General features: G+C 67.4%; 18 protein-coding genes and 1 tRNA gene. 6 read left to right on the forward strand and 13 right to left on the reverse strand.

The genetic code is table 11. The annotated features are described in order from the left end of the window. Window positions 1-15 precede the first annotated feature (15 nt). Window positions 16-92, forward strand: a tRNA-Met gene (locus J2728_RS20000). Window positions 93-149: 57 nt separating this feature from the next. On the opposite strand, the gene J2728_RS20005 is transcribed toward J2728_RS20000, so the two are convergent. Beyond that, on the reverse strand, window positions 150-1,643 hold the full coding sequence (locus J2728_RS20005) for a CYTH and CHAD domain-containing protein (RefSeq protein WP_310001918.1): 1,494 nt from the start codon (window positions 1,641-1,643) through the stop codon (window positions 150-152). 131 nt (window positions 1,644-1,774) lie between these two features. Between J2728_RS20005 and bioB the strand changes: the two genes are divergently transcribed. Further along, the gene (bioB, locus tag J2728_RS20010; protein WP_310001919.1) at window positions 1,775-2,782 is read left to right on the forward strand and encodes a biotin synthase BioB; all 1,008 of its coding nucleotides are present in this window, start codon (window positions 1,775-1,777) and stop codon (window positions 2,780-2,782) included. A gap of 9 nt (window positions 2,783-2,791) precedes the next feature. Here bioB and J2728_RS20015 read toward each other — a convergent pair whose 3' ends face one another. Further along, complete coding sequence (locus J2728_RS20015) at window positions 2,792-3,088, reverse strand: hypothetical protein (protein ID WP_310001920.1); 297 nt, start codon at window positions 3,086-3,088, stop codon at window positions 2,792-2,794. 945 nt (window positions 3,089-4,033) lie between these two features. Here J2728_RS20015 and J2728_RS20020 point away from each other — a divergent pair. Then, on the forward strand, window positions 4,034-4,180 hold the full coding sequence (locus J2728_RS20020) for a hypothetical protein (protein ID WP_310001921.1): 147 nt from the start codon (window positions 4,034-4,036) through the stop codon (window positions 4,178-4,180). A gap of 517 nt (window positions 4,181-4,697) precedes the next feature. Here J2728_RS20020 and J2728_RS20025 read toward each other — a convergent pair. The 7 genes from J2728_RS20025 to J2728_RS20055 form a co-directional block, all read right to left on the reverse strand. Then, window positions 4,698-5,621: a helix-turn-helix domain-containing protein gene (locus tag J2728_RS20025; protein ID WP_310001922.1), complete on the reverse strand. Its 924-nt coding sequence runs from the start codon at window positions 5,619-5,621 to the stop codon at window positions 4,698-4,700. A 62-nt stretch (window positions 5,622-5,683) separates the two neighbouring features. Continuing rightward, window positions 5,684-6,469 carry an alpha/beta fold hydrolase gene (locus J2728_RS20030; RefSeq protein WP_310001923.1) on the reverse strand — a complete coding sequence of 262 codons (786 nt, stop codon included), beginning with the start codon at window positions 6,467-6,469 and terminating at the stop codon, window positions 5,684-5,686. A 193-nt stretch (window positions 6,470-6,662) separates the two neighbouring features. Continuing rightward, window positions 6,663-6,941, reverse strand: coding sequence for an HPr family phosphocarrier protein (locus tag J2728_RS20035; protein ID WP_310001924.1), 279 nt, complete (start codon window positions 6,939-6,941; stop codon window positions 6,663-6,665). Further along, window positions 6,938-7,345: a PTS sugar transporter subunit IIA gene (locus tag J2728_RS20040; RefSeq protein ID WP_099537668.1), complete on the reverse strand. Its 408-nt coding sequence runs from the start codon at window positions 7,343-7,345 to the stop codon at window positions 6,938-6,940. The genes J2728_RS20035 and J2728_RS20040 overlap by 4 nt, the downstream gene beginning before the upstream one ends. A gap of 76 nt (window positions 7,346-7,421) precedes the next feature. Continuing rightward, entirely contained in the window at window positions 7,422-7,871 is a 450-nt protein-coding gene (locus tag J2728_RS20045; protein WP_310001925.1) for an HPr kinase/phosphorylase, read from the reverse strand. Beyond that, complete coding sequence (locus J2728_RS20050; RefSeq protein WP_310001926.1) at window positions 7,868-9,481, reverse strand: ATP-binding protein; 1,614 nt, start codon at window positions 9,479-9,481, stop codon at window positions 7,868-7,870. The genes J2728_RS20045 and J2728_RS20050 overlap by 4 nt, the downstream gene beginning before the upstream one ends. Further along, window positions 9,456-10,163 (reverse strand): response regulator transcription factor, encoded by a 708-nt coding sequence (locus J2728_RS20055; RefSeq protein ID WP_310001927.1) that lies wholly within the window; start codon window positions 10,161-10,163, stop codon window positions 9,456-9,458. Before J2728_RS20055 ends, J2728_RS20050 begins: the two co-directional genes overlap by 26 nt. Window positions 10,164-10,378: 215 nt before the next feature. On the opposite strand from J2728_RS20055, the gene J2728_RS20060 reads away from it, so the two are divergent. Then, window positions 10,379-12,079, forward strand: a complete 1,701-nt coding sequence (locus J2728_RS20060) for a hypothetical protein (RefSeq protein ID WP_310001928.1) — start codon at window positions 10,379-10,381, stop codon at window positions 12,077-12,079. Window positions 12,080-12,225: 146 nt separating this feature from the next. On the opposite strand, the gene J2728_RS20065 is transcribed toward J2728_RS20060, so the two are convergent. Together J2728_RS20065 and J2728_RS20070 are read right to left on the reverse strand one after the other, a co-directional pair. Beyond that, window positions 12,226-14,523 carry a pentapeptide repeat-containing protein gene (locus tag J2728_RS20065; RefSeq protein ID WP_310001929.1) on the reverse strand — a complete coding sequence of 766 codons (2,298 nt, stop codon included), beginning with the start codon at window positions 14,521-14,523 and terminating at the stop codon, window positions 12,226-12,228. A 154-nt stretch (window positions 14,524-14,677) separates the two neighbouring features. Continuing rightward, on the reverse strand, window positions 14,678-15,295 hold the full coding sequence (locus J2728_RS20070; RefSeq protein ID WP_310001930.1) for an AbiU2 domain-containing protein: 618 nt from the start codon (window positions 15,293-15,295) through the stop codon (window positions 14,678-14,680). A 355-nt stretch (window positions 15,296-15,650) separates the two neighbouring features. Between J2728_RS20070 and J2728_RS20075 the strand changes: the two genes are divergently transcribed. Then, complete coding sequence (locus J2728_RS20075; RefSeq protein ID WP_310001931.1) at window positions 15,651-17,411, forward strand: aspartyl protease family protein; 1,761 nt, start codon at window positions 15,651-15,653, stop codon at window positions 17,409-17,411. A 57-nt stretch (window positions 17,412-17,468) separates the two neighbouring features. Here the strand turns inward: J2728_RS20075 and pseC are convergent, their stop codons facing one another. Further along, window positions 17,469-18,629 (reverse strand): UDP-4-amino-4,6-dideoxy-N-acetyl-beta-L-altrosamine transaminase, encoded by a 1,161-nt coding sequence (pseC, locus tag J2728_RS20080; RefSeq protein WP_310001932.1) that lies wholly within the window; start codon window positions 18,627-18,629, stop codon window positions 17,469-17,471. Continuing rightward, on the reverse strand, window positions 18,626-19,666 hold the full coding sequence (gene pseB / locus J2728_RS20085; RefSeq protein WP_310001933.1) for a UDP-N-acetylglucosamine 4,6-dehydratase (inverting): 1,041 nt from the start codon (window positions 19,664-19,666) through the stop codon (window positions 18,626-18,628). Before pseB ends, pseC begins: the two co-directional genes overlap by 4 nt. A gap of 119 nt (window positions 19,667-19,785) precedes the next feature. On the opposite strand from pseB, the gene J2728_RS20090 reads away from it, so the two are divergent. Beyond that, window positions 19,786-20,202, forward strand: a complete 417-nt coding sequence (locus tag J2728_RS20090) for a hypothetical protein (RefSeq protein WP_310001934.1) — start codon at window positions 19,786-19,788, stop codon at window positions 20,200-20,202. Window positions 20,203-20,206: the final 4 nt, after the last annotated feature.

Below are 20,206 nucleotides of genomic sequence, written 5' to 3' on the forward strand. Positions count from 1 at the left end.
CACAAAACACCCTGACGCGGGGTGGAGCAGCCCGGTAGCTCGTCAGGCTCATAACCTGAAGGTCACAGGTTCAAATCCTGTCCCCGCACCCAAGGGTCTAGATCGATAAGAAGCCGCCTTCGGGCGGCTTTTTTCGTTTCTGAGCCTCTTCACCAGAAGGTCTTGGCGTCGATCAGGTCCTTCAAGGCCTGGCGCGCGGCGTCAAGCAGCTCTTGCTCCTCGTCGCCGAGCACCATCCGGTGGGCCGCTCGGGCGAGGTCGGAGTCGCCGTGGGCGGCGAGGTTGACGAGGCTTTCGCGCACCGAGCGGTCGTTCAGCGCCCCCAACGTATCCTGCGCCGCCTTGGCGACCTTCACGAAGCGGTCGGCGCGGTCGGCGTGCTCGGGAAACAGCGGCGCGAGGTCCTCGACGGCGTAGCGCAGGGTCTTGCCCTTCAGGCGCAGCCGATGCCGGGCCTCCGCGTCGAGGTCGTCGAAGTGTTTGGCGCGCTTCTTCACCGCCTTGCGGCGATCGTGGAGCACCTCGGCGGCGTAGGCCTTGGCGGCGCCGTCGCGGATCTCGGCGAGTTCGGGCGCGGTCGTCCAGTCGCCGGCCTCGAGCCAGGCGGCCGCCTCCAGCAGCACGGCGCGGGCGCGGGGGCTTTCGAGGGCGGCCTCCATGCGCAGATAGGCGTTGGCGTGGACGGCCTGGAGCCCGCGCTCGAAGGCGTCCTTGCCGGTGAATTCGGCGCCGGCGGCGGCGTCGCGCCAGACCTCCCCGACGAAGACGTCGAGATCACGGGCCGCGTCGAACTCGCCCGCCAGCCACGACAGCGCCTCGTCCAGGCTCCGGGCGGCCTCGTCCTTCGCCAGCGGCTTGAAAATCTTCAAAAGGGCGCGCAGCCGGCGGGTGGCGACACGGGCCTGATGCACGGCGTCGGCCTCGGGCCGCTCGCGCAGGGCCTCCAGGGCCGCGCAGAGATGGCCAAGGTCCGCGCGGCCTTGGGCCTGCAGCGCCTCGCCCACGGTCGCCTTGGGGCTCAAGCCGGCCGCGTGGCGTCGCGGCGGCGGTCCGTCCTGCCCAGCCGCGAGGTCGTAGCCGCGCTCGGCCTTGCTGACCAAGGAGAGCCGAAGCGGAACCCGCGCCGCCAGGGTGCGGGCCAGGTCGAAGAGGGCGCGGGGCGGTCCCGCCTTCAGCTCCAGCTCCAGCTCGCAGACCGGCGCGCGGCGATCGGCGGCGCTGAGCTCGCCGCGGTCCAGCGCGGCCTCGATCGCCGCCTCGCCGGCGTGGATCAGCCGCACGACGCGTTCGACGTGGGTGGTGAAGACCGGCGCCAGCGGCTGGTCCTCCAACATCGCCGCCGCCGGCGTCAGGGCCAGGGCGTCGCGATCGGGCCCCGGGCCCTCGACCACGGTCTCCCATTCGCCGCGCGAGAACACGCCGCCAGCCGAGGCCGATTTCAGGGTCTGCTTGCGCCCGCCCTCGCCGTCGCGCACCCGAAGGCCGTAGCCGGCCCGGCGCAGAGCGTGGTCGGGGGTGTCGAAATAGGTGGCGTCCAGCTGACGTACCGCGCCTTCTCCCGCCTGGACGGTTTCCAGCTCGGCCAGGGCCTGGCCCGCGGCCTCGGGCGGCAGCAGGAACTTCAGCTCGATCTCGCGATCCATGACCTGATCCACTCCCACGCGGACTTTAACGACGCCAAGCCCCGACAGCGCTATGACCGCGAACGCCAGTCTTGCCAAGACCTCGTCCAAGGTCTTGCAAACACCCTGGCGCCGGTCCAAACGTGCGCGCCATGAGCAAGATCAACGCGTTCGAGCCCCGTCACGACTGGACCCTGGCCGAGGTCGAGGCCCTTTTCGACCTCCCCTTCATGGACCTGGTCCACCGGGCCGCCAACGTCCACCGCGCGTATTTCGATCCCTCCGAAATTCAGCTCTCGCAGCTTCTGTCGGTCAAGACCGGCGGCTGCGCGGAGAACTGCGGCTATTGCAGCCAATCCGCCCACTTCAAGACCGGCCTCAAGGCCGAGAAGCTGATGGAGGCCGACGACGTCGTGGCCAAGGCCCGCGCCGCCCGCGACGGCGGCGCCCAGCGCTTCTGCATGGGCGCGGCCTGGCGCGAGCTGAAGGACCGCGATCTGCCCAAGCTGGCCACCATGATCGCCGAGGTGAAGGCCCTGGGCATGGAGACCTGCGCCACCCTGGGCATGCTGACCGCCGACCAGGCCAAGGCCCTGAAGGCCGCCGGCCTGGACTACTACAACCACAACCTCGACACCGGTCCGGACTATTACAAGGACGTGGTGACCACCCGCACCTATCAGGAGCGGCTCGACACCCTGAGCCACGTCCGCGACGCGGGCATGAGCACCTGCTGCGGCGGCATCGTCGGCATGGGCGAGACGCGCCGCGACCGCGCCGGCCTGCTGCACCAGCTGGCGACCCTGCCGGCCCATCCCGACAGCCTGCCGATCAACGGCCTGGTCCCGGTCAGCGGCACGCCGCTGGGCGACAAGGTCCTGGCCGAAGGCAAGGCGATCGACTCGATCGAGTTCGTCCGCACCATCGCCGTCGCCCGCATCGTCTGCCCGAAGTCGATGGTCCGCCTGTCGGCCGGCCGCGAGGGCATGAGCCGCGAGCTGCAGGCCCTGTGCTTCATGGCCGGCGCCAATTCGATCTTCGTCGGCGGCAAGCTTCTGACCACCCCGCTGCCCGACATGGACGAGGACAGCCGCCTGTTCCAGGACCTGGACCTGAAGCCCATGGGCTCGGTGCGGGCCGAGTTCGTCGCGGCGGAGTAGGGCGGGGCTCTACCGGCTCGCCCGGCGCTCGCGCCGCCGCATCTCGCCGACCAGGCGATCCAGCACCGGCGTTCGGCTGGGAGCGAGCATGTCGGCCCGCGCCTCGGCGAAAATGCGCCGGTTCTCGGCGCAGGTCGCTCGCATCCGCGCGAGCTCCTCGGGCGGCACGCGATCGGCCAGGGCCTCGGCCTCGCGCTCGGCCCGGTCGGTGATCCGCTCCAGACGATCGAAGAAGTCGACCAGCCCGCGCTCGTGGCTGTTCACATGGCGCGGGCGCTTGCGGCGGGGCGGCTTGGACTTGGGCATGGGGTTCTCCTTGGGCTGGGTAAGCGCTCTCCCTTCCCCTTGATGGGGAAGGGCCGGGGATGGGGTGACTGGTGAGGTGGCGGTGGCGCGCGGCGTCGACCGCCCGGCCACCCCACCCCTGCCCCTCCCCATCAAGGGGAGGGGGCGTGACTGAGCGATCTCGCGCCGTGCGGCCGCGAGTTTGCTGGGGAGGCGACGGAGCGGCCGGGCGAACCCGGAGACCGTATGGTTTGATTGCGTTTCGGCTCGAACGTCCGCTCCGCCAGGCTGTTCTTGCCCGTGAGGATGGGAGGCGTGAGCGTGTTTCAGCTCGGGTTCCCACTAGCCCCCGGACGGGCGCGGACCTGCTGGTGCGGCTACATCCGTCTCCAGCCCGACGATCCACGATAGGCGGCTTTATCGATCACCGCCCTGTCGCTCCGCTTTCGGCCTTGTTCCCGAACCGTCCCGTCACCCGCGCGCGCTCCTAAAGAGTAAGCCACGCGACCTGTCGAAACGGACGGGGACCAGAAAGCGGCCCCGCTCAACCTATCCCCATCGCCGCTTTGGGCCGGATCCAAGCGCCCTCCCCCGCGACGGGGACGGGTTTGAGTATGGGGGTGGTTCCAGAGGGGGAGGACAGATTGGCGTGTAAAATCGACAAGCGATTGATTTCGCTCGCTTCGATTTCGCTTACGCCGAGCGTTCAGCGCATCTGGACCCCTTCTCCCCTCGCGGGAGAAGAGCTTGCCCCGGACTTGATCCGGGGTGTCGGCGAAGCCGACGGATGAGGGGTTGATCGCCCGTCCGGCCGCCGTGAGACCCCTCACCCGGCCCTGACGGGACACCCTCTCCCGCGAGGAGAGAGGGGCGACGCCGTTTGACAGATCGGCAAGTCGGCTGTTCGCTTCCCCCTGGGGATACGATGGCGAACGACACACCATGTTGAAACCGGGCGATGGAAGCGTGAACTGGTCCGCCCTGATCGGCCTGCTCGTCGTGCTCGCCATGCTGGCGACCATGATCTGGCGCGCCGAGATGGGCGAGGAGGTCACGCTGAACGTCAGGGGCGCGGGCCAGGCCCCGGTGGTCGCCGAGGGGGCGTCTCGGTAGGGGGGGGCTCGGTCAGGAGGCGCTAGGGCCATGGCGCAATTGCGGAGACGAAGCTCCCGATATTTCAAAGGCTAAAGCTCTCGTCATCCCGGAAGCCTCGCAGAGGCTGTCCGGGACCCAGGGGCCGGCGCATCGCGGTCGCCCCTGGGTCCCGGCGCTCCAGCCCGCTACGCGGTCTTCCGGCCGGGATGACGAGAGAAATTGATCTCAGCGGATTGTCCTGACCGGCTATGCGCGGCCGGCCTGCTGTGTCGTCCCCCGTCCCAGCGACGGGAGCCATCCTTACATCCCGCGGCGAGACGATCGCGGGGCTGAGCGGGTTGCTCTTGGCTTGCCCTCGGGCCGGCGAAGCCGGTCCCGGGGGACGACGCACCGCGTCGCCGCGCGGCGGCCGGCCAGAGGCCGGTCCTTGACCAACCCGCTCAGCCCCGCACGCTCCAGCCTCCAAGAGATGTAAGGAGGGCGCCGACCTGGAGAGGTCGGGTGATAAATGTCCGAGCCTGGCGCGTCGTCGCCATCATCCAAGCTCGGAAACGCGCACTTGGTTCGCCAGCTGCCAACTCCGAGGCGCCATGCCCGTCGCGCGTTTGAAGGTTCTGGTCAGGTGGCTCTGATCGGCGAATCCGCAGGCCAGAGCGATGTGCGCCAACGGCAGCGAAGCGGCGAGTAGGGCCTTGGCGCGTTCGACCCGCCTCGCGATGACCCAGCCATAGGGCGTCGCTCCAGTAGAGGCTCGAAAAGCCCGCGAGAAGCGGCTGACGCCGAGCCCACAGGCTTGAGCCAGTTCAGACAAGGTCGTGCCAATTGGCAAAGTGGCTTCGATCCAGTCCTTGGCCACCCGTTCCTGCCAAGCCGCGAGACCGCCGGTGACATGGCGCTGATCCCGCAAACCGCCATACCGTCGCATCACATAGACGCCGAATGCCCACATGAAACTGTCCGCCGAGAGAGGATCGAGGACAGTCGGATCGTCAAGGTATGGACGGACGAGCGCGGCCATTCTCGGGATCACGGGGTCGGACCTGATGAAGCAGGCCTTCCCGAGCTCGATCGGACCCGAGGCATCCAGGTCTTCGGCCACCTCGTGCATGAAGGCGCAAGGAAGAAGTAGCTCCAGTGTGTGGCTGGGACTGTTTAGCTCGACGTAGTCGACGCCGGAAACATAGAGAAAGTGGGTGTGACCAGCCGGCGAACCATAGTCGAACACCTCGTTATGCACTGACGTCCGACTCTCCTCGGCGCGGTAACGCAAGCCCACAAGGTAGGTGTCCTCGAGCCGGGGGAAATTGGCATTGTCGCCTCCGCCGTGGTCGCCGTAGTCGACCTCGATGATCTGAAGCTTGGATCTCCGTAGGGACCGGGTCCGCATAGTGAGCGCGCGGCCGCCGGCGAAGTCGATGGGGACGGTATCCAGCGCGGAATGGCGAAGGGCGGCGGGCATATGTTTCTCGTCAGGACGAATATCCGCTTGCGGACGCTAGCCTCGCAAGCGGATCTTCTTGCCTATCGTGTCGGCGTCGCGGCTGGAGCGCTCCGCGCGGCCTTCTCGATCAAGGCCGCGACGGGAGCCGGGTTGGCCACATAGACGGCATGGCTGCCGGGAACTTCTTCCTTGGTCGCTCCCGCGCGCTCGGCCATGGCCCGTTGAGCGGGCGGCGGGATCATCCGGTCGTCCGTCGCCACAAGGTACCAGCTTGGCTTCTTGCGCCAGGCGGGACTCGTAACCGCGCCTTCCAGAGCGGCGACGCCCCAAGGGACCTGAGAATCCGCCATGAAGCGCGCGGCTTGCGGCGCGACATCAGCCGCGAACGCATTAGCGAACTTCGCCCTATCCAAGAACAGGTAGCCGTCCACTGGGGGGAGGATGGGCGGGACCGCCGCGCCGGGCGGCGGGTTGGCGATCAGCGAGGACACCGACTCCCCCTTATCGGGAGCGAAGGCGGCGATGTAGACGAGCGCCGTCACCTTCGGATCCGAGCCCGCTTCGGAGATGACGACCCCGCCATAGGAGTGCCCGACGAGCACGACATCGCCCGGCGCGGAAGCGATCGCGCGTTTGGTGACGGCGACATCGTCCGTCAGAGACGTCGTCGGGTTCTGAACGACCACGACGTTGTAGCCGTCCCGAACTAGAATGCGGTGAACACCCTCCCATCCCGAGCCATCGACGAAGCCGCCGTGAACAAGCACCACCGTCTTGTCCGCATGCGGCGCTTTCGGCGCGGCGGCGGCTGTGGAGGCAAGCGCTAGCGCCGCAACGCCAGCTACCGTCTTGAGTGCCCTAGCCATGAAAACTCTCCCGTTCAGCAAGCCGTCCGTGCGGCGAGCAGCGACCGTTAGAGCGTGAGGCGGAGCGAGCTATTGAACGATCTTGCAGCGGCCGCCGCAGATCGAGATCTGTCGCGCCAGGCCGACATGTCCGCTTACCGCGGGGGGCTGAAGGGCCGCTTCTGGCGCCTAGCGTCCAAGGGCGGCTTCGCCCCTACCGCTCCTCGTCGAACCGGTTCGCCACCAGCTCGCACAGCGCCTCCAGCGCGGCCTCCGCCTCCGGCCCCTCGGCGCTGATGTCGATGGTCGAGCCGATGCCGGCGGCCAGCATCATCAGGCCCATGATCGAGCGGGCGTCGACGCTGGCGCCGTCGCGGCTGACGGTCACCTCGGCGTCGAAGCTGGACGCCATCTTCACGAACTTGGCCGAGGCCCGGGCGTGCAATCCCCGCTCGTTGACGATCTCGACCGTTCTGGAATTCATTCCGCTCACTTTTCTCCGGCGAGCACGTAGGAGGCCACGGAGATGTATTTGCGTCCAGCTTCCTGGGCGTGGGCGACGCAGGCCTGCAGGCTCTCGCGCTGGCGCACGCTGGCCAGCTTGATCAGCATGGGCAGGTTCAGGCCGGCGATGACCTCGGCCTTGGTCTGCTCCATCACCGAGATGGCCAGGTTGCTGGGCGTGCCGCCGAACATGTCGGTCAGCAGGATGACGCCGTGACCGTCCTGATCGACGTCGGCGCAGGCCTTGAGGATGTCGGAGCGGCGACGCTCCATGTCGTCCTCGGGGCCGATACAGATCGCCTTCACGGCGGTCTGCGGACCGACCACATGCTCCATGGCGGAGACAAACTCTTCCGCCAGACGCCCGTGCGTCACGATCACGAGCCCGATCATGCCAGATATCTCAAACGGGATCCCCATTCCCCGCGCGCCCTCGAGAAACGCCGCGCGGGCGGCCTTGATACGCCCGTTAGAAGGGGACTCCAAGAGACTGCATGATGCGAGCGATTTTCAGCGGCGCGGCGGGTTCTCGCGGCCACAGGTCGAAGAGGGGGAGGCTTATGCCCGCGACGGTCTCGGCGCGGGGCTCGGGCAGGCGCTCGACGGCCTCGGGAGCTTCGACGCAGCGGATGAGGACGACGATCTCGCAGACGGGTAGGGGCGAGGCGGCGGCGATGACGCCCAGGCCGCGGACCTCGATCAGGCCGGCCAGGGGCTCGGGCGCCTTGCCGTGGAGACGGCCGCCGGCGGTGAAGACGATGACCCGGTCGTCGGCGACCAGGCGAAAGCCGTGCTCCAGGGCGCGCAAGGCCAGGTCGCTCTTGCCGACGCCCGACGGCCCCTCGATCAGGGCGCCGCGCCAGAAGCCGTTCTGGCGGCGGGCGATCAGGCCGGCGTGGCGGGTCGCTGGGAGGCTCACGCCCGCGCCTCCGGCAGGTCGACGACGAAGCGCGCGCCGATGACCGCGCCGGCGGCGTCGTGGCGGTTCTCGGCGTGGATGTGGCCGCCGTGGGCCTCGACGATCTGGCGGGCGATGGACAGGCCCAGGCCCGAATTGCCGCCGAACGCTCGGCCCTTGGGGCGCGAGGTGTAGAAGCGCTCGAAGATGGTCTCCAGATTGTCGGGCGGCATGCCGGGGCCGTCGTCCTCGACCGCGGCGATCAGGCGGCCGCGGGCGCGGGTCAGGCTGACCCGGACCTCGCCGTCGGCGGGGCTGAACGAGCGGGCGTTGTCGATCAGGTTACGGAACACCTGGCCGATCGGGGTCTCGCGCGCCAGGATCGAGGCCGGATGGGCCGGATCGGCGAGGGATAGGCGCACGCGCACGCTGCCGGGCGCCTCGCCGGGGCGCAGCTGGGCCTCGTAGAGGCTGGCGACCTCGGTCAGCAGGCGGTTGAGGTCCAGGGCCTTGGGCGATTCGCGCGACAGCTCGGCGTCCAGGCGCGAGGCGTTGGAGATGTCGGTGACCAGCCGGTCCAGGCGGTTGACGTCGCTTTGCAGGATGGCCAGCAGCCGGGCGCGGGCGGCCGGGTCGGTGACCAGGTCCAGGGTCTCGATGGCCGAGCGGATCGAGGTCAGGGGGTTCTTGATCTCGTGGGCCACGTCGGCGGCGAAGCGCTCGATGGCGTCCATGCGCTCGGACAGCGAATGGGTCATCTCCTCCAGCGAGCGCGACAGGTCGCCCAACTCGTCGTGCCGGCGCGACAGGTCGGGCAGGGAGATGGCCCGCGCGCCCTGCAGGCGGACGTGGTCGGCGGCGCGCGCCAGGCGCAGCACGGGCATGGCGATCAGGCGGTGCAGCAGCACGCTGGAGACCAGGATCGCGATCATGGCCACGACGATGAACGGCAGCAGGGCCTTGCGCTCGGCGGCGATGATCTGGTCGACGTCGCCGGCCTCCAGGGTCAGGACGCCGAGGATGGCGCGCACGTGCTGGATCGGGATCGACACCGACACGACCCGCTCGCCGTTCTCGGAGATGCGGGTGCCCGCGACGGTGCGGCCCTTCATGGCCTGGGCGATCTCGTCGGCCAGGGCCTTCTGGGCGCGCTGGGCCTTGGCCTCCTCGGCGGGGGTCTTGGGCGGACCCTCGGGGGTCTGGCCGGGCTTGCGGGCGGGGGGCAGGACCTTCCAGTCGACGCGGTCGGCGACCACGAACGAGTCGGCCAGCACCTTGCCCTGGGCGTCGAACAGGCGCGCCCGCTGCGAGCGCGGGATGAACAGCAGCTGGAAGATGGCGCTGGCGGTGTAGGGGTCGAGCGCCGGCTCGGGCTCGCCCACCGTCGCCGACTGGTCGATGACGTTGGCGATCAGCTCGCCCTGGGTGCTGAGGCTGTCGATCCGCGCGTTGACGAGGCCGCTGCGCAGCTCGTTCAGCACCAGCGCCCCGACCACCACGATCACCAGGGCCAGGACGTTCAGCGTGATGATCAGCCGGCCCAGCCGCGAGCCGCGCGGCCAGGCCAGGCGCCGCCTGGGCCGGGGCGGGTCGCCGCCCGCCGCCTCAGGCTTCGCGGTAACGATAGCCAACGCCGTACAGGGTCTCGATGGAGTCGAATTCTGGATCGACCTGGCGGAACTTCTTGCGCATGCGCTTGATGTGGCTGTCGATCGTGCGGTCGTCGACATAGACCTGATCGTCGTAGGCCGCGTCCATCAGGTTGTCGCGGCTCTTCACGAAGCCGGGACGCTGGGCCAGGGCCTGCAGCAGCAGGAATTCGGTGACCGTCAGGCGGACGGGCTTGCCGTCCCAGAGGCTGTCGTGGCGGGCGGGATCGAGCGTGAGCTTGCCGCGCTTCATGACCTTGGAGCCGGCCGCGTTCGGATCGGCCGGGGTCGCCTCGCCGTCGGGCCGGGCGCGGCGCAGCACCGCCTTGACCCGCTCGACCAGCAGGCGCTGGCTGAACGGCTTGTGCATGTAGTCGTCGGCGCCGAGGTTGAAGCCCAGGACCTCGTCGATCTCCTCGTCCTTGGAGGTCAGCATGATCACCGGGATCTCGGAGTGTTGGCGTAGGCGGCGCAGCACTTCCATGCCGTCCATGCGGGGCATCTTGACGTCCAGGATGACGAGGTCCGGCGGATTGGCCTCGACGCCTTCCAGCCCGGACACCCCGTCATGGAAGTGGCTCACGGTGTGGCCATGCGCCTGCAGCGTCATCGCGATCGAGGCGACGATGTTCTCGTCGTCGTCAATGAGGGTGATGGTGGCCATCGATCCGGTCTTATCCTTCGCCTTCCGCGCTCGGCCGATCCTATCGATCGAGCGTCCCAGCTTCAACGCGCGTCGCGGCAAAGCTTTCCCGGCCCTAAGTCTTCACCCATTGCGGCCCCAGCATGGCGCGATTGCGGCGCCGCCCCACGCGGGTTTCCTTCAACTTCACCTTAAGGTCTCGCAAGCCATAGTCGCGGCTCGGGAGCGATCGCTGAATGAGCCAGATCCATTACGAACTTTTTGTCCGCCGGAAGGTCGGCGCGCAGTGGACGCTCGAGATCGCCACCGAGAACCGCGCGCACGCCATCCAGACGGCCGAGGACGTCCTGGAGCAGAGCCGCGCCGTGGCCGTTCGGGTCAGCAAGGAGACGCTGAACCCCTCGACCGGCGAATACAAGTCGATCGCCATCTTCACCAAGGGCCTCGTCGACGGCGGCAAGCCGAAGAAGGAAGAGGAAGAGCGCGATCCGCTCTGCGTCCAGCCCGCCGACCTCTACACCGCCCACGCTCGCGACCGGATCGGCCGCCTGCTGGAAGGCTGGCTGACCCGCCACAAGGCCACGCCGTTCGAGCTGCTGCACCGTCCCGACCTGGTCGAGAAGCTCGAGGCGTCCGGCACCGACCTGCAGCACGCCCTGCAGAAGATCGCCATTCCCGAGGCCGAGGCGCGGGGCGTCTCGGTCCACGAAATCATCCGCCACTTCCAGGGCCTAGTCGAACGCACGATCGGCAATCTGAGCAAGGCGTTCAAGAAGGGCGCGCTGCCCGACCTCGACAAGGAAGGCTTCGCCAAGGCCGCCGAGCGCCTGGTCGCCGATCCCGATCGCGCCTTCCTGCTGGGCGCCGGCGTCGCCGCCTCGATCGCGCCCGCCGTCAACTGGTCGGAGAAGATCGCCCGCCTGCTGGACCTGGCCGACGCCGCCCCGTCCGAGCCGCGCGCCCGGGCCGCGGCCCTGAGCGCCATCGAGCAGCCCCTGGCCGAGATCATCGGCTCGCGGGCCGGCATGGCCGACCTGCTGGACACCACCAAGGGCGATCTCGGCCAGACCCTGGCCGCCATGACCCGCCTGACCGGCGGCGCGGCGGTCGAGGCCCTGATCCGCATCGAATCCAGCGTCCGCGCCTGCATGCCCGAGCTCTCCGGCACGGCCAGGCGCCTCAGCGACTGGCTGTCGGGCGACGACTTCCCGACCGTCCGCAAGGCCATCGCCGAGCGCGTGCTGACCGAACTGAACGGCGTGCGTCGCCTCAAGCCCGGCGACGCCGAGTCCGAGATCGAATATCTGCGCGCCCTGGCCATGAGCCTGACCGCCGCCGCCGGCCGCATCCTGCAGGCCGAGGACATCCAGGCCGCCTTCACCACCCGCTCGAAGACCCTGCTGAACGGCGAGTTCATCGACAGCCTGTTGGGCCGCGACCGCTCGTCCTACGAAGAGATCAAGATCCTGATCCGCCTCGCCGAGAACGTCATGGGCGCGGTCAACAAGCGCAACGCCGCCCGCTGGCTGAACGGCAATATCAGCGCCATGCGGTTCGAGAAGGAGATGCGCCAGGGACCCGACTCCCCGGTCGCCAAGCTCGGCCAACTGGCGGGCCTGCAGCGACAGCTGACCCGCTCGGGCCTGGTGCGCGAGGACTACGAGCCGCTGTGCGCCAAGCTCGGCGAAATCGGCGCCCAGATCGAGGGCGACACGCGCTTGCTGACCATGCTGGTCCGCGCCCCCGCGCCCCTGCCGCACCGCCTGACCCTGCTGGCCAAGCTGGCCATGGGCGAGTCAGGCCCCACCGGTCCGGTCGCCGACAAGGCCCGCTTCGAGGCCCTCAAGCTTGCCCGCGGTCCCGGCGCCCGCGAGGAGCTCGCGGACTCGCCCCAGACCATGGACCTGATCAAGAGCCTGGTGGGCAAGGCGGCTTAGCGGCCCGGATATCCAGCCCAGCCTCGCCATCAGCCGAACAGTCTAACGTCGGCTTTGGCTGGTTAGGGGACCCTCGTGCTGCCAAGGTCGCAGTATGCGAAAGACTTTAATCGCCCTCGCCGCCTTTCTCGGGGTGCCGTTGCTCTTTACGATACTTGGAAGCGGCGTTTGATCGCCAAGCCAAACAGGAAGAGCAATGTCAGCGAGAGGACCGACACCGCCGAACTCCATAGTCTTGAAACGATCGGCCAAGTCCTAGTTACCCGCGCAAGCCACGCAACGTCTGCGCTCATCGGCTCGACGAATTGCCGTTCGTAGCCGCTTGCCCAAACTTCGAAAGGTTTAAAGGCACCCGCGAGGCTTGCTTGTAGGGCCCGACCTAGGTCTGGATCCAGCGTAGTGCGGCCGGGCCCCGGTAGATAGGCGAGCACCTCAGCAGTGCTGCCCTTTCCCATCACCCAGTACACTGGCACCGATAGGAGTATTAGGGCGGCCCACGCCAATAGTGGCCTTATAAGGCTTTGACCAAAGCGAGAGCACGTATGATAGAGCCAAGCTAAGATACGCTCGGCCGCCCCGACACCCGGAGCCTCGGGGCGTCGATATCGCGCGACGAGCTCCAGCTCGAACAATCTATTCTCGCCAACCTTCACTGCGGCTGCTGCTAACGCCGCCCGTAGTGAGCGGAATGCGGTCTCTTGTTTTGCGTACTGCTCGTCAACAATTTTACGCGCCACCGCCCTGTCGGTGATTGGCTCGTCATCTGGGTTTGGCTCAATCCATCCCCATTGGCGGAAAACGGCCATGAGGCCCCGCGGCTCGACGGGCGCAGTGAAGCGCGCCCAGCGGCGAGCCCGTACGGCATCGAACGCGGCCAGGCTAGAGAAACCCGTTTTCAAGCGTCCACGATTATCCCAAGCGAGTGACCACCACAGCCGCTTGAGGGAAAGTGGACCGGGCCAGAGCCCTCGGTCGCTATTGGCGAATCTAGTGTATTCGATGTTGACGTCATGACGGAACGTGGCGCCGGCGAAGTTTATTGGTCCGCGCCAGATAACTTCCTCGAATATAGCTTCTTCTTGAAAGCGCCGGCCGGGAAACGAGGCTAACTTTCCGAAGACTGCTCGGGTAAAATCGATGGCGTGAAACTCTGCCGCACTTGGCGCAAAATTTCGTTCTGCGGCGATCCCACTAGCCAGACTGGAGTGCTCCATCGCGGCGAAGTAAGCGTCGCCTTTGAATACCACCCGCTGAAATTTCATAGCGCGCCCCAGTGCGGCAGCGTTGAAATTCGCGTCATCCAGGAAGCGGGCGTCGGCGAACGATCCACTGGGTTGAAAGACGGTGCCCACGAACAGCGCCACCCCCCCGAAGACGCTTCGTTCAAAGCTGCTGCAGATACCAAACCGCGCTCGGGAGAAATCGACAGGGCCTCGGACCTTCTTTGTCTCGGCCATGCCCTTGCCGTCGAAAGGGGTCCCGACGTGAGCGCCGTAGAAAGTGGAGTGCGGACCAAACTCGGCATCGGTGAAGCTGGATGATCCCGCGACATAGGCTCCTGCAAAATTGGCCACGCCCTTCACGCGTATCGCCTCGAACTTGGACGCGTTGAGGAATACCGCGCCTGCGGCGACGAAGTCTTGGCAGCGCGCCCGAGAAAAGTCCGCTCCATTGGGGAAGAATGCGTCGTTGAGGTCCGCGCTGAGATTGAAACGCGTATCGACGAAGCTAGCGCCGACCTCGAACACGGCTTCGTCGAACAATGCCGCGCCAAGAAACCAAGCCTTGGTGAAGGACGCCCCGCTGTGGAAGTAAGCTCTGTCGAAAGATACCTGGAAGAAGCGGCATTCCGCAAAGCGCGCTGTTTCATAGAAGAAGGCTGATTCGAAGTCAGTCGCCGGGCCAAAGCGAACACGTCGCTCGAAGTCGGCCTTGAGAATGAAGCTCTCGCTTAAGTTAGCGTTGATCTCACGAGCGCCCGAAAAGCTGCCTGGCCAGATCCATGTTCCCTGCAGCTGGGCGCGACTGTCGATGCCACTGATGTGAAACTGGCGCTTAAAGACGGTGGCCTCGACGCGATTGGCAGAGGCTATACGGACCTGCAGGCCCGCCACCCGACGGCGACGAATTGCCTCGCGGGTTCGCACGGGAAAGCTCTTAAGAAGCTGGTCGGAAAGATGATGAATGCAGTAATCGACACCGCCCGGCGTCGTGACTAGCTCTCGCGCCTTGCGAAGCGCTGCGTCAGATCGCAAACGGCCAGTGGTTGGATCGAGCCTCCAGTAGTCCTGCAGGGTCGTGCAGCCCGGTGGCCCGTTCCAATCCTTGGTCGCCAAACCCGCCCACGAGTAGTCTGCCGCCGTCCAGTTCGCGATCGGCTCCATTGCCGTTCGGCCGAAATGGTAGATGTCCTCTGGCGATACCGTTTGATCTTCAGCGCTCAACTTGCGGCCCCGCTTTAGCTTAAGCGGAGCCATAACATCATCGCCCTTGCCTATGGGTTGCTTTTTTGGGGTTGCCCGTGAAGGTGGAGCCTACGGCTGGACCGAGGGCGGAGCATGAGTGAGCGTACTCGCTCAACGTTGGGGAGGAGGTTGATCATCCTCGGGTGTTTTTCGCCTCATAAGACCCAGTCGTCCCTCCTTCAGCGCCTGCATCGGGAAGGAGGCGAGTGTAGATGGCGTCCAGCTCAACTGTAGCCAGGACCGATACCGTGAAGGGCGCTATGCCAAAAGCCCTGCCGATCGCGTAAGCGATCTGCTCGGCGTCGTCGACTAAGACACGCAAGTCGTCAGGCTTAAGCCCGGCCTTCTCGAAGAGATCCTTCCGCGAGATCGAGATGCCTCGATGGGCCACCGCGCCGCCGCGCACCATGGCGATCTTTCTAATCATCTCGTCCGCCTCCTTGAGGCTGCCCGAGACCCTCTCCTTGTCGAATCTGTCGCTCGCCTTCGCGGCCGCCTCAATGAGGCCAGCGAGGTTGATAGTATTGCCGTTGGTCTCGAAGAGGCACCCGAGATAGAGCAGAAAGAGTTCCCGGTGGGCGTGTTCGTCCAAACGGACGAAGTCGGGGAAATGCCGCATCGCCGGGAATAACCGGTCCAGGGAGGTTTGATCGGTGTACACCCGCCACACCTCGAAGTGGCGCAGGGCGAGACCAGCAAGTCGGATCACTTCGGTCGCCTGCTCTTTGTTATCCAGGCGTTTGCCCATCATGCCCCCCCCTGGCTTGGCCATGGCGACGCTACATTGCCCGGCTTAAATTCAGAAGGCGATGCCGTCAAAAGACGGCGGGTGCCACGGCGGCAGTGGTCGGACCTGCATAGGCGCCGAAAGCCACTAAGTTGCAGACGGCCATGAAGATGACTCACGCCGGCCGGCGGCGGTGCTCGCGTCTGCAGCCGACTGACCGCCCAGAAGCCGACCGAACTGATGTCCGCCATAGGTCGGAGTCTGACGTTCGCGTGCGCGGGGAGGCGGCGTTCGACGCGCTTGCCGAGCGCGGATCGACGTAGGAAGATCGCTTTACGGGTGAAGTGATCTTGCTGTCGCTAAGGGCGAGGTGTCGTCGATGTTTTCCGCGTTGCGCGCGTCGGGCCTCGCCCTGGCCATCACCCTACTGTCCACCCAGACCCTCGCGGCGTCGAAATGCCAGGTCATGAAGCTGGCCGAGCTTCCCATCACCATGGAAGGCCTCGCGCCGGTCATGACGGCCCAGATCAATGGGCGCGAGGCGCGCTTCATCGTCGACAGCGGCGCGTTCCACAGCACGATGTCGGCCGGCGCGGCCCAGGAGCTCGGCCTCTCGGTTGGCGGCTTGAACGGCAATCCGCGCCTGAAAGGGGTGGGGGGCGAAACCTCGCTCGGCGTGGCGACGGCCAAGGAGTTCGTGATCGCCGGACAGAAGCTGTCTCGGATCGAGTTCGCGGTCGGCGGCAGCTCCACGCGCTACGCCGGCTTCCTGGGCCAGAACATTCTCGGCTTGGCGGGCGTGGAATACGACCTGGGCCATGGCGCCGTTCGGCTCATGAAGACCAAGGACTGCGGCGATATCGGTCTGGCGTACTGGGCCGGGGACAAGCCTTTCACCACCATGCGCATCGCCTCGATGGAGGACGGCGACCGACACACGGTGGGCACGGTCGAGGTCAACGGCGTCAAGCTCAAGGCGATGTTCGACACCGGCGCGTCGAGTTCGCTCCTCACGCTGGACGCGGCCAAACGCCTGGGCGTCAACCCGCCGAAGGACGGCCTGCCCTTGGAGGGCTTCAGCTCGGGCGTCGGCCAGAAGCGCGTGCGGACCTGGAAGGCGCGGTTCGACAAGATCGATATCGGCGGAGAGGTGATCAGCAAGCCCTGGTTGCGGATCTTCGAAGGGGAGTTGGGCAGCGCCGACATGCTGATCGGCATCGACTTCTTCCTGAGCCACCGGGTCTTCGTCGACAACCAGAACCGCCGGATGTTCTTCACCTACGAAGGCGGGCCGCTGTTCGGGATCAGCCCCAAGGGCGCGGTCGATCACGCCGGCAATGCGGTGGACCTGACCGACAACGAGGCCGAGCCGACTGACGCGCCGGGCTATGCCCGGCGGGGCGCGGTGCTAGCCTCGAACGGCAAGTTCGACGCCGCCATCGCCGATTTCGACAAGGCCATCGCCCTGGCTCCGGACGACGCGGACTACTGGCTGCGGCGCGCCCGGGCGCGCCTCTCCAACCGCCAAGTGCTGCTCGGCGCGTCCGACCTGGACAAGTCCATCGCGCTGGATCCGAAGGACGCGGAGGCGCGCCTGACCCGCGCCCAACTGCGCCGCGGCTCGCGCGATCCTGTCGGGGCGCTGGCCGATCTCAAGGCCGCCGACGAGACCCTGGCGCCGTCCGCCCAGGCCCGACTGCACCTGGCCGGTCTGTATTCCGCCCTCGACGCGCCCGAGCAGTCCCTGACCAACTACGATCTGTGGCTGAAAAGTCATCCCGAGGACGTCGCGCGCGCCGAGGCGCTGAACGGCCGGTGTTGGGCGCGGGCGCTGCTAAACCGTGAACTGGACAAGGCGATGAGCGATTGCGAGGCGGCGCTACGCCTCCGCCCCGGCAATCCGGCCTTCCTGGACAGCCGCGCCCTGGTCCGCTTCCGCCGTGGCGAATTGGAGAAGGCGTTGGCCGACTACGACGCCGCCGTGAAGGCGTCGCCCCGCGCCGCCTGGTCGCTCTACGCCCGCGCCCTCGTCGAGCGCCGCCTGGGCAAGGTCGCCGAGGCCGACGCGGACAAGGCCAAGGCCCTGGCGATCAACCCCGACATCGCCGCGCGCGGCAAGCGCTACCAGCTGGATGGCTAGGGGGGCGGTACAAGACCGGCCAACGCAACCCTCGCGATCGACAGTCTGAACGGCGCCCTAGCCCAACACCTCGGCCAGCGCGTCCACCACCCGCTCGACGTCGCCGTCGGTCATGGCTGGAAAGAGCGGCAGGGTCAGGCAGCGCTTGTACCAGGCGTCGGCGCCGGGGAGGTCGGCCAGGCCCTGGCGGTTCACGTAGTAAGGCTGGCGGTGGACCGGGATGTAGTGGACCTGGGTCCCGACGCCCTTGGCTTTCAGGGCCTCGACGACGGCGCGGCGGGTTAGGCCCAGGCCCTCGAAGTCGATCAGCACGGTCAGCAGATGCAGGGCCGGGTTCGAGTGCGCCGGGCTCGCGGCCAGTCGGGCCTCGGGCGCGCGCTCGGGCAGCAGGCGGGCGTAGAGCGCGGTCAGGTCGCGGCGCCGGGCGACGAAGCGATCGAGCTTGTTCAGCTGCGACAGGCCCAGGGCGCAGAGCACGTCGGGGATGCGGTAGTTGAAGCCCAGCTCCGGCATCTCGTACCACCAGGGATCGCCGCCGGCCGGGCGGACCATGCCGTGCGAGCGCAGCCGGCGCGCGCGATCGGCCAAGCCCGCGTCGTTGGTGGTCAGCATGCCGCCCTCGCCGGTGGCCAGGGTCTTGACCGGATGGAACGAGAAGCTGGCGAAGCTGGAATAGGCGCCGTCGCCGACGGGGTGGGCGAGCCCGTCGAAAGTCCCGATCGAGCCCAGGGCGTGCGGGGCGTCCTCGACCAGCGCCGCGCCGCGCGCGTCGGCCAGGGCCTTCAGGGCCGGCAGGTCGCAGACATCGCCGCGCAGGTGGACCGGCAGGATCGCCTTCACGCGGCGGTCGGCCGCGCGGTCGAGGGCCTCCGCCAAGGTCTCCGGGGTCATCAGGCCGCTATCGGGATCGACGTCGGCGAACACCACCTCGGCGCCGACATAGCGGGCGCAGTTGGCGGTCGCCAGGAACGTGACCGACGGGGCGATGCAGGTGTCCCCCTCTCCCACGCCCAGCGCCATCATCGCCAGGTGCAGGGTCGCCGTGCCGTTGGAGACGGCCACGGCGTGGGCCGCGCCGACCTTGTTCGCGAAGGCGGTTTCGAACGCCTCGACCGTCGGGCCGGTGGTCAGGAAATCGCCGCGCAGGGCCTCCGCGACGGCCGCGATGTCGTCGTCCTCGATCGTCTGGCGGCCGTAGGGGAGGAAGGGTCCGCTCATCGCGCGGCCTTTTCCTCCAGCATGGCCAAGAGGCCCTCGGGCGAGAGCCAATCGTGGTTGTTGTCGCTGCTGTAGGAGAATTCCTCGGGGACGGGCTTGGCCCCGTCCGCGGCCGAATAGGGCTTGCGGCCGAACTCGGCGAAGTTGGGCTCGATGGCGTAGCGGTCCTCGAACTCGACGGTGGCGCGGGCGTCGTCGGCGCTGATCATGATCTCGTGCAGCTTCTCGCCGGGGCGAATGCCGACCACCTTCATGCCGGCGGTCGGCGACATGGCCTTGACCAGGTCGGGCATGGCCATCGAGGGGATCTTGGGCACGAAGATCTCGCCGCCGCGCATCATGGTCAGGGACGACAGCACGAAGTCGACGCCCTCGTTCAGGGTGATCCAGAAGCGGGTCATGCGCGGGTCGGTGACCGGCAGCTCGGTCGCGCCCTGGGCCAGCAGACGGCGGTACAGCGGCACCACGCTGCCGCGCGAACCGACCACGTTGCCGTAGCGCACGACGCAGAACCGCGTGCCGATGTCGCCCGACAGGTTGTTGGCGGCCACGAAGGTCTTGTCCGAAGCCAGCTTGGTCGCGCCGTAGAGGTTGGTCGGGTTGCAGGCCTTGTCGGTCGACAGGGCCACGACCTGCTTCACGCCGTTGTTGAGGCTGGCCCAGACCACGTTCTCGGCGCCCAGCACGTTGGTGTGGATGCACTCGGACGGATTGTACTCGGCCGCCGGGACCTGCTTCAGGGCCGCGGCGTGGATGACGATGTCGACGCCGCGCAAGGCCAGGGTCAGGCGCTCGCGGTCGCGGACGTCGCCCAGGAAGAAGCGCAGCTTGCCGAAGGTCTTCTCGTCGAACTGCTCGCGCAGCTCGATCTGCATGTCGCTCTGCTTCAGCTCGTCGCGGGAATAGATGATGACTTTCCGCGGGGCGTAACGTCGCAGCACGGTTTCGATGAAGCGTCGGCCGAACGAGCCGGTGCCGCCGGTGACCAGGATCACCTTGCCGTCCAGGTCGAGGGATTTGGGGGAGAAACGGCCCAAGTTCTGTCTCCTGAGGCGCGCGGCCTAGCGGCGGCCGCGACTCTGAATCGTGGTTAACTCCCTGTGTGCGCCCATAGACGTAAAGAGGACGTCAACTCACGTCGAGGTATCAGGGCCGCATGCGCCGCTCTCGCCCGCTTTGTCTTCTGCTCGCCGCCCTGCTGACGGCCGCGCCCCTGGCCGCGCCCGCGCCGGCGCTCGCCAACGAGGGCGGCAAGAAGAAGGAAGAGCCGGTTACCTACTTCGCCCTGGCGCCGATCAACGCGGTGATCATGCGCCGCGACGGGCGTCGCGGGGTCATCACCCTGGAGACGGGCCTGGAGGTCAAGGATCCGGAGCTGATGAAGCGGGCCCAGGCCTCGACGCCGCGCCTGCGGGCCGCCTTCGCCCAGGTGCTGATGGTCTACGCCGCGGGCCTGCGCGGCGGCGCGGCGCCGGACATGGACTATGTCGCCCGCGAGCTGCAGAAGGTCGCCGACCAGGTGCTGGGCAAGCCCGGCTCCAAGGTGCTGCTGGGCTCGGCCCTGATCAGCTGAGGCT

The organism is Caulobacter segnis (assembly GCF_031454995.1).
Lineage (GTDB): Bacteria > Pseudomonadota > Alphaproteobacteria > Caulobacterales > Caulobacteraceae > Caulobacter > Caulobacter segnis_E.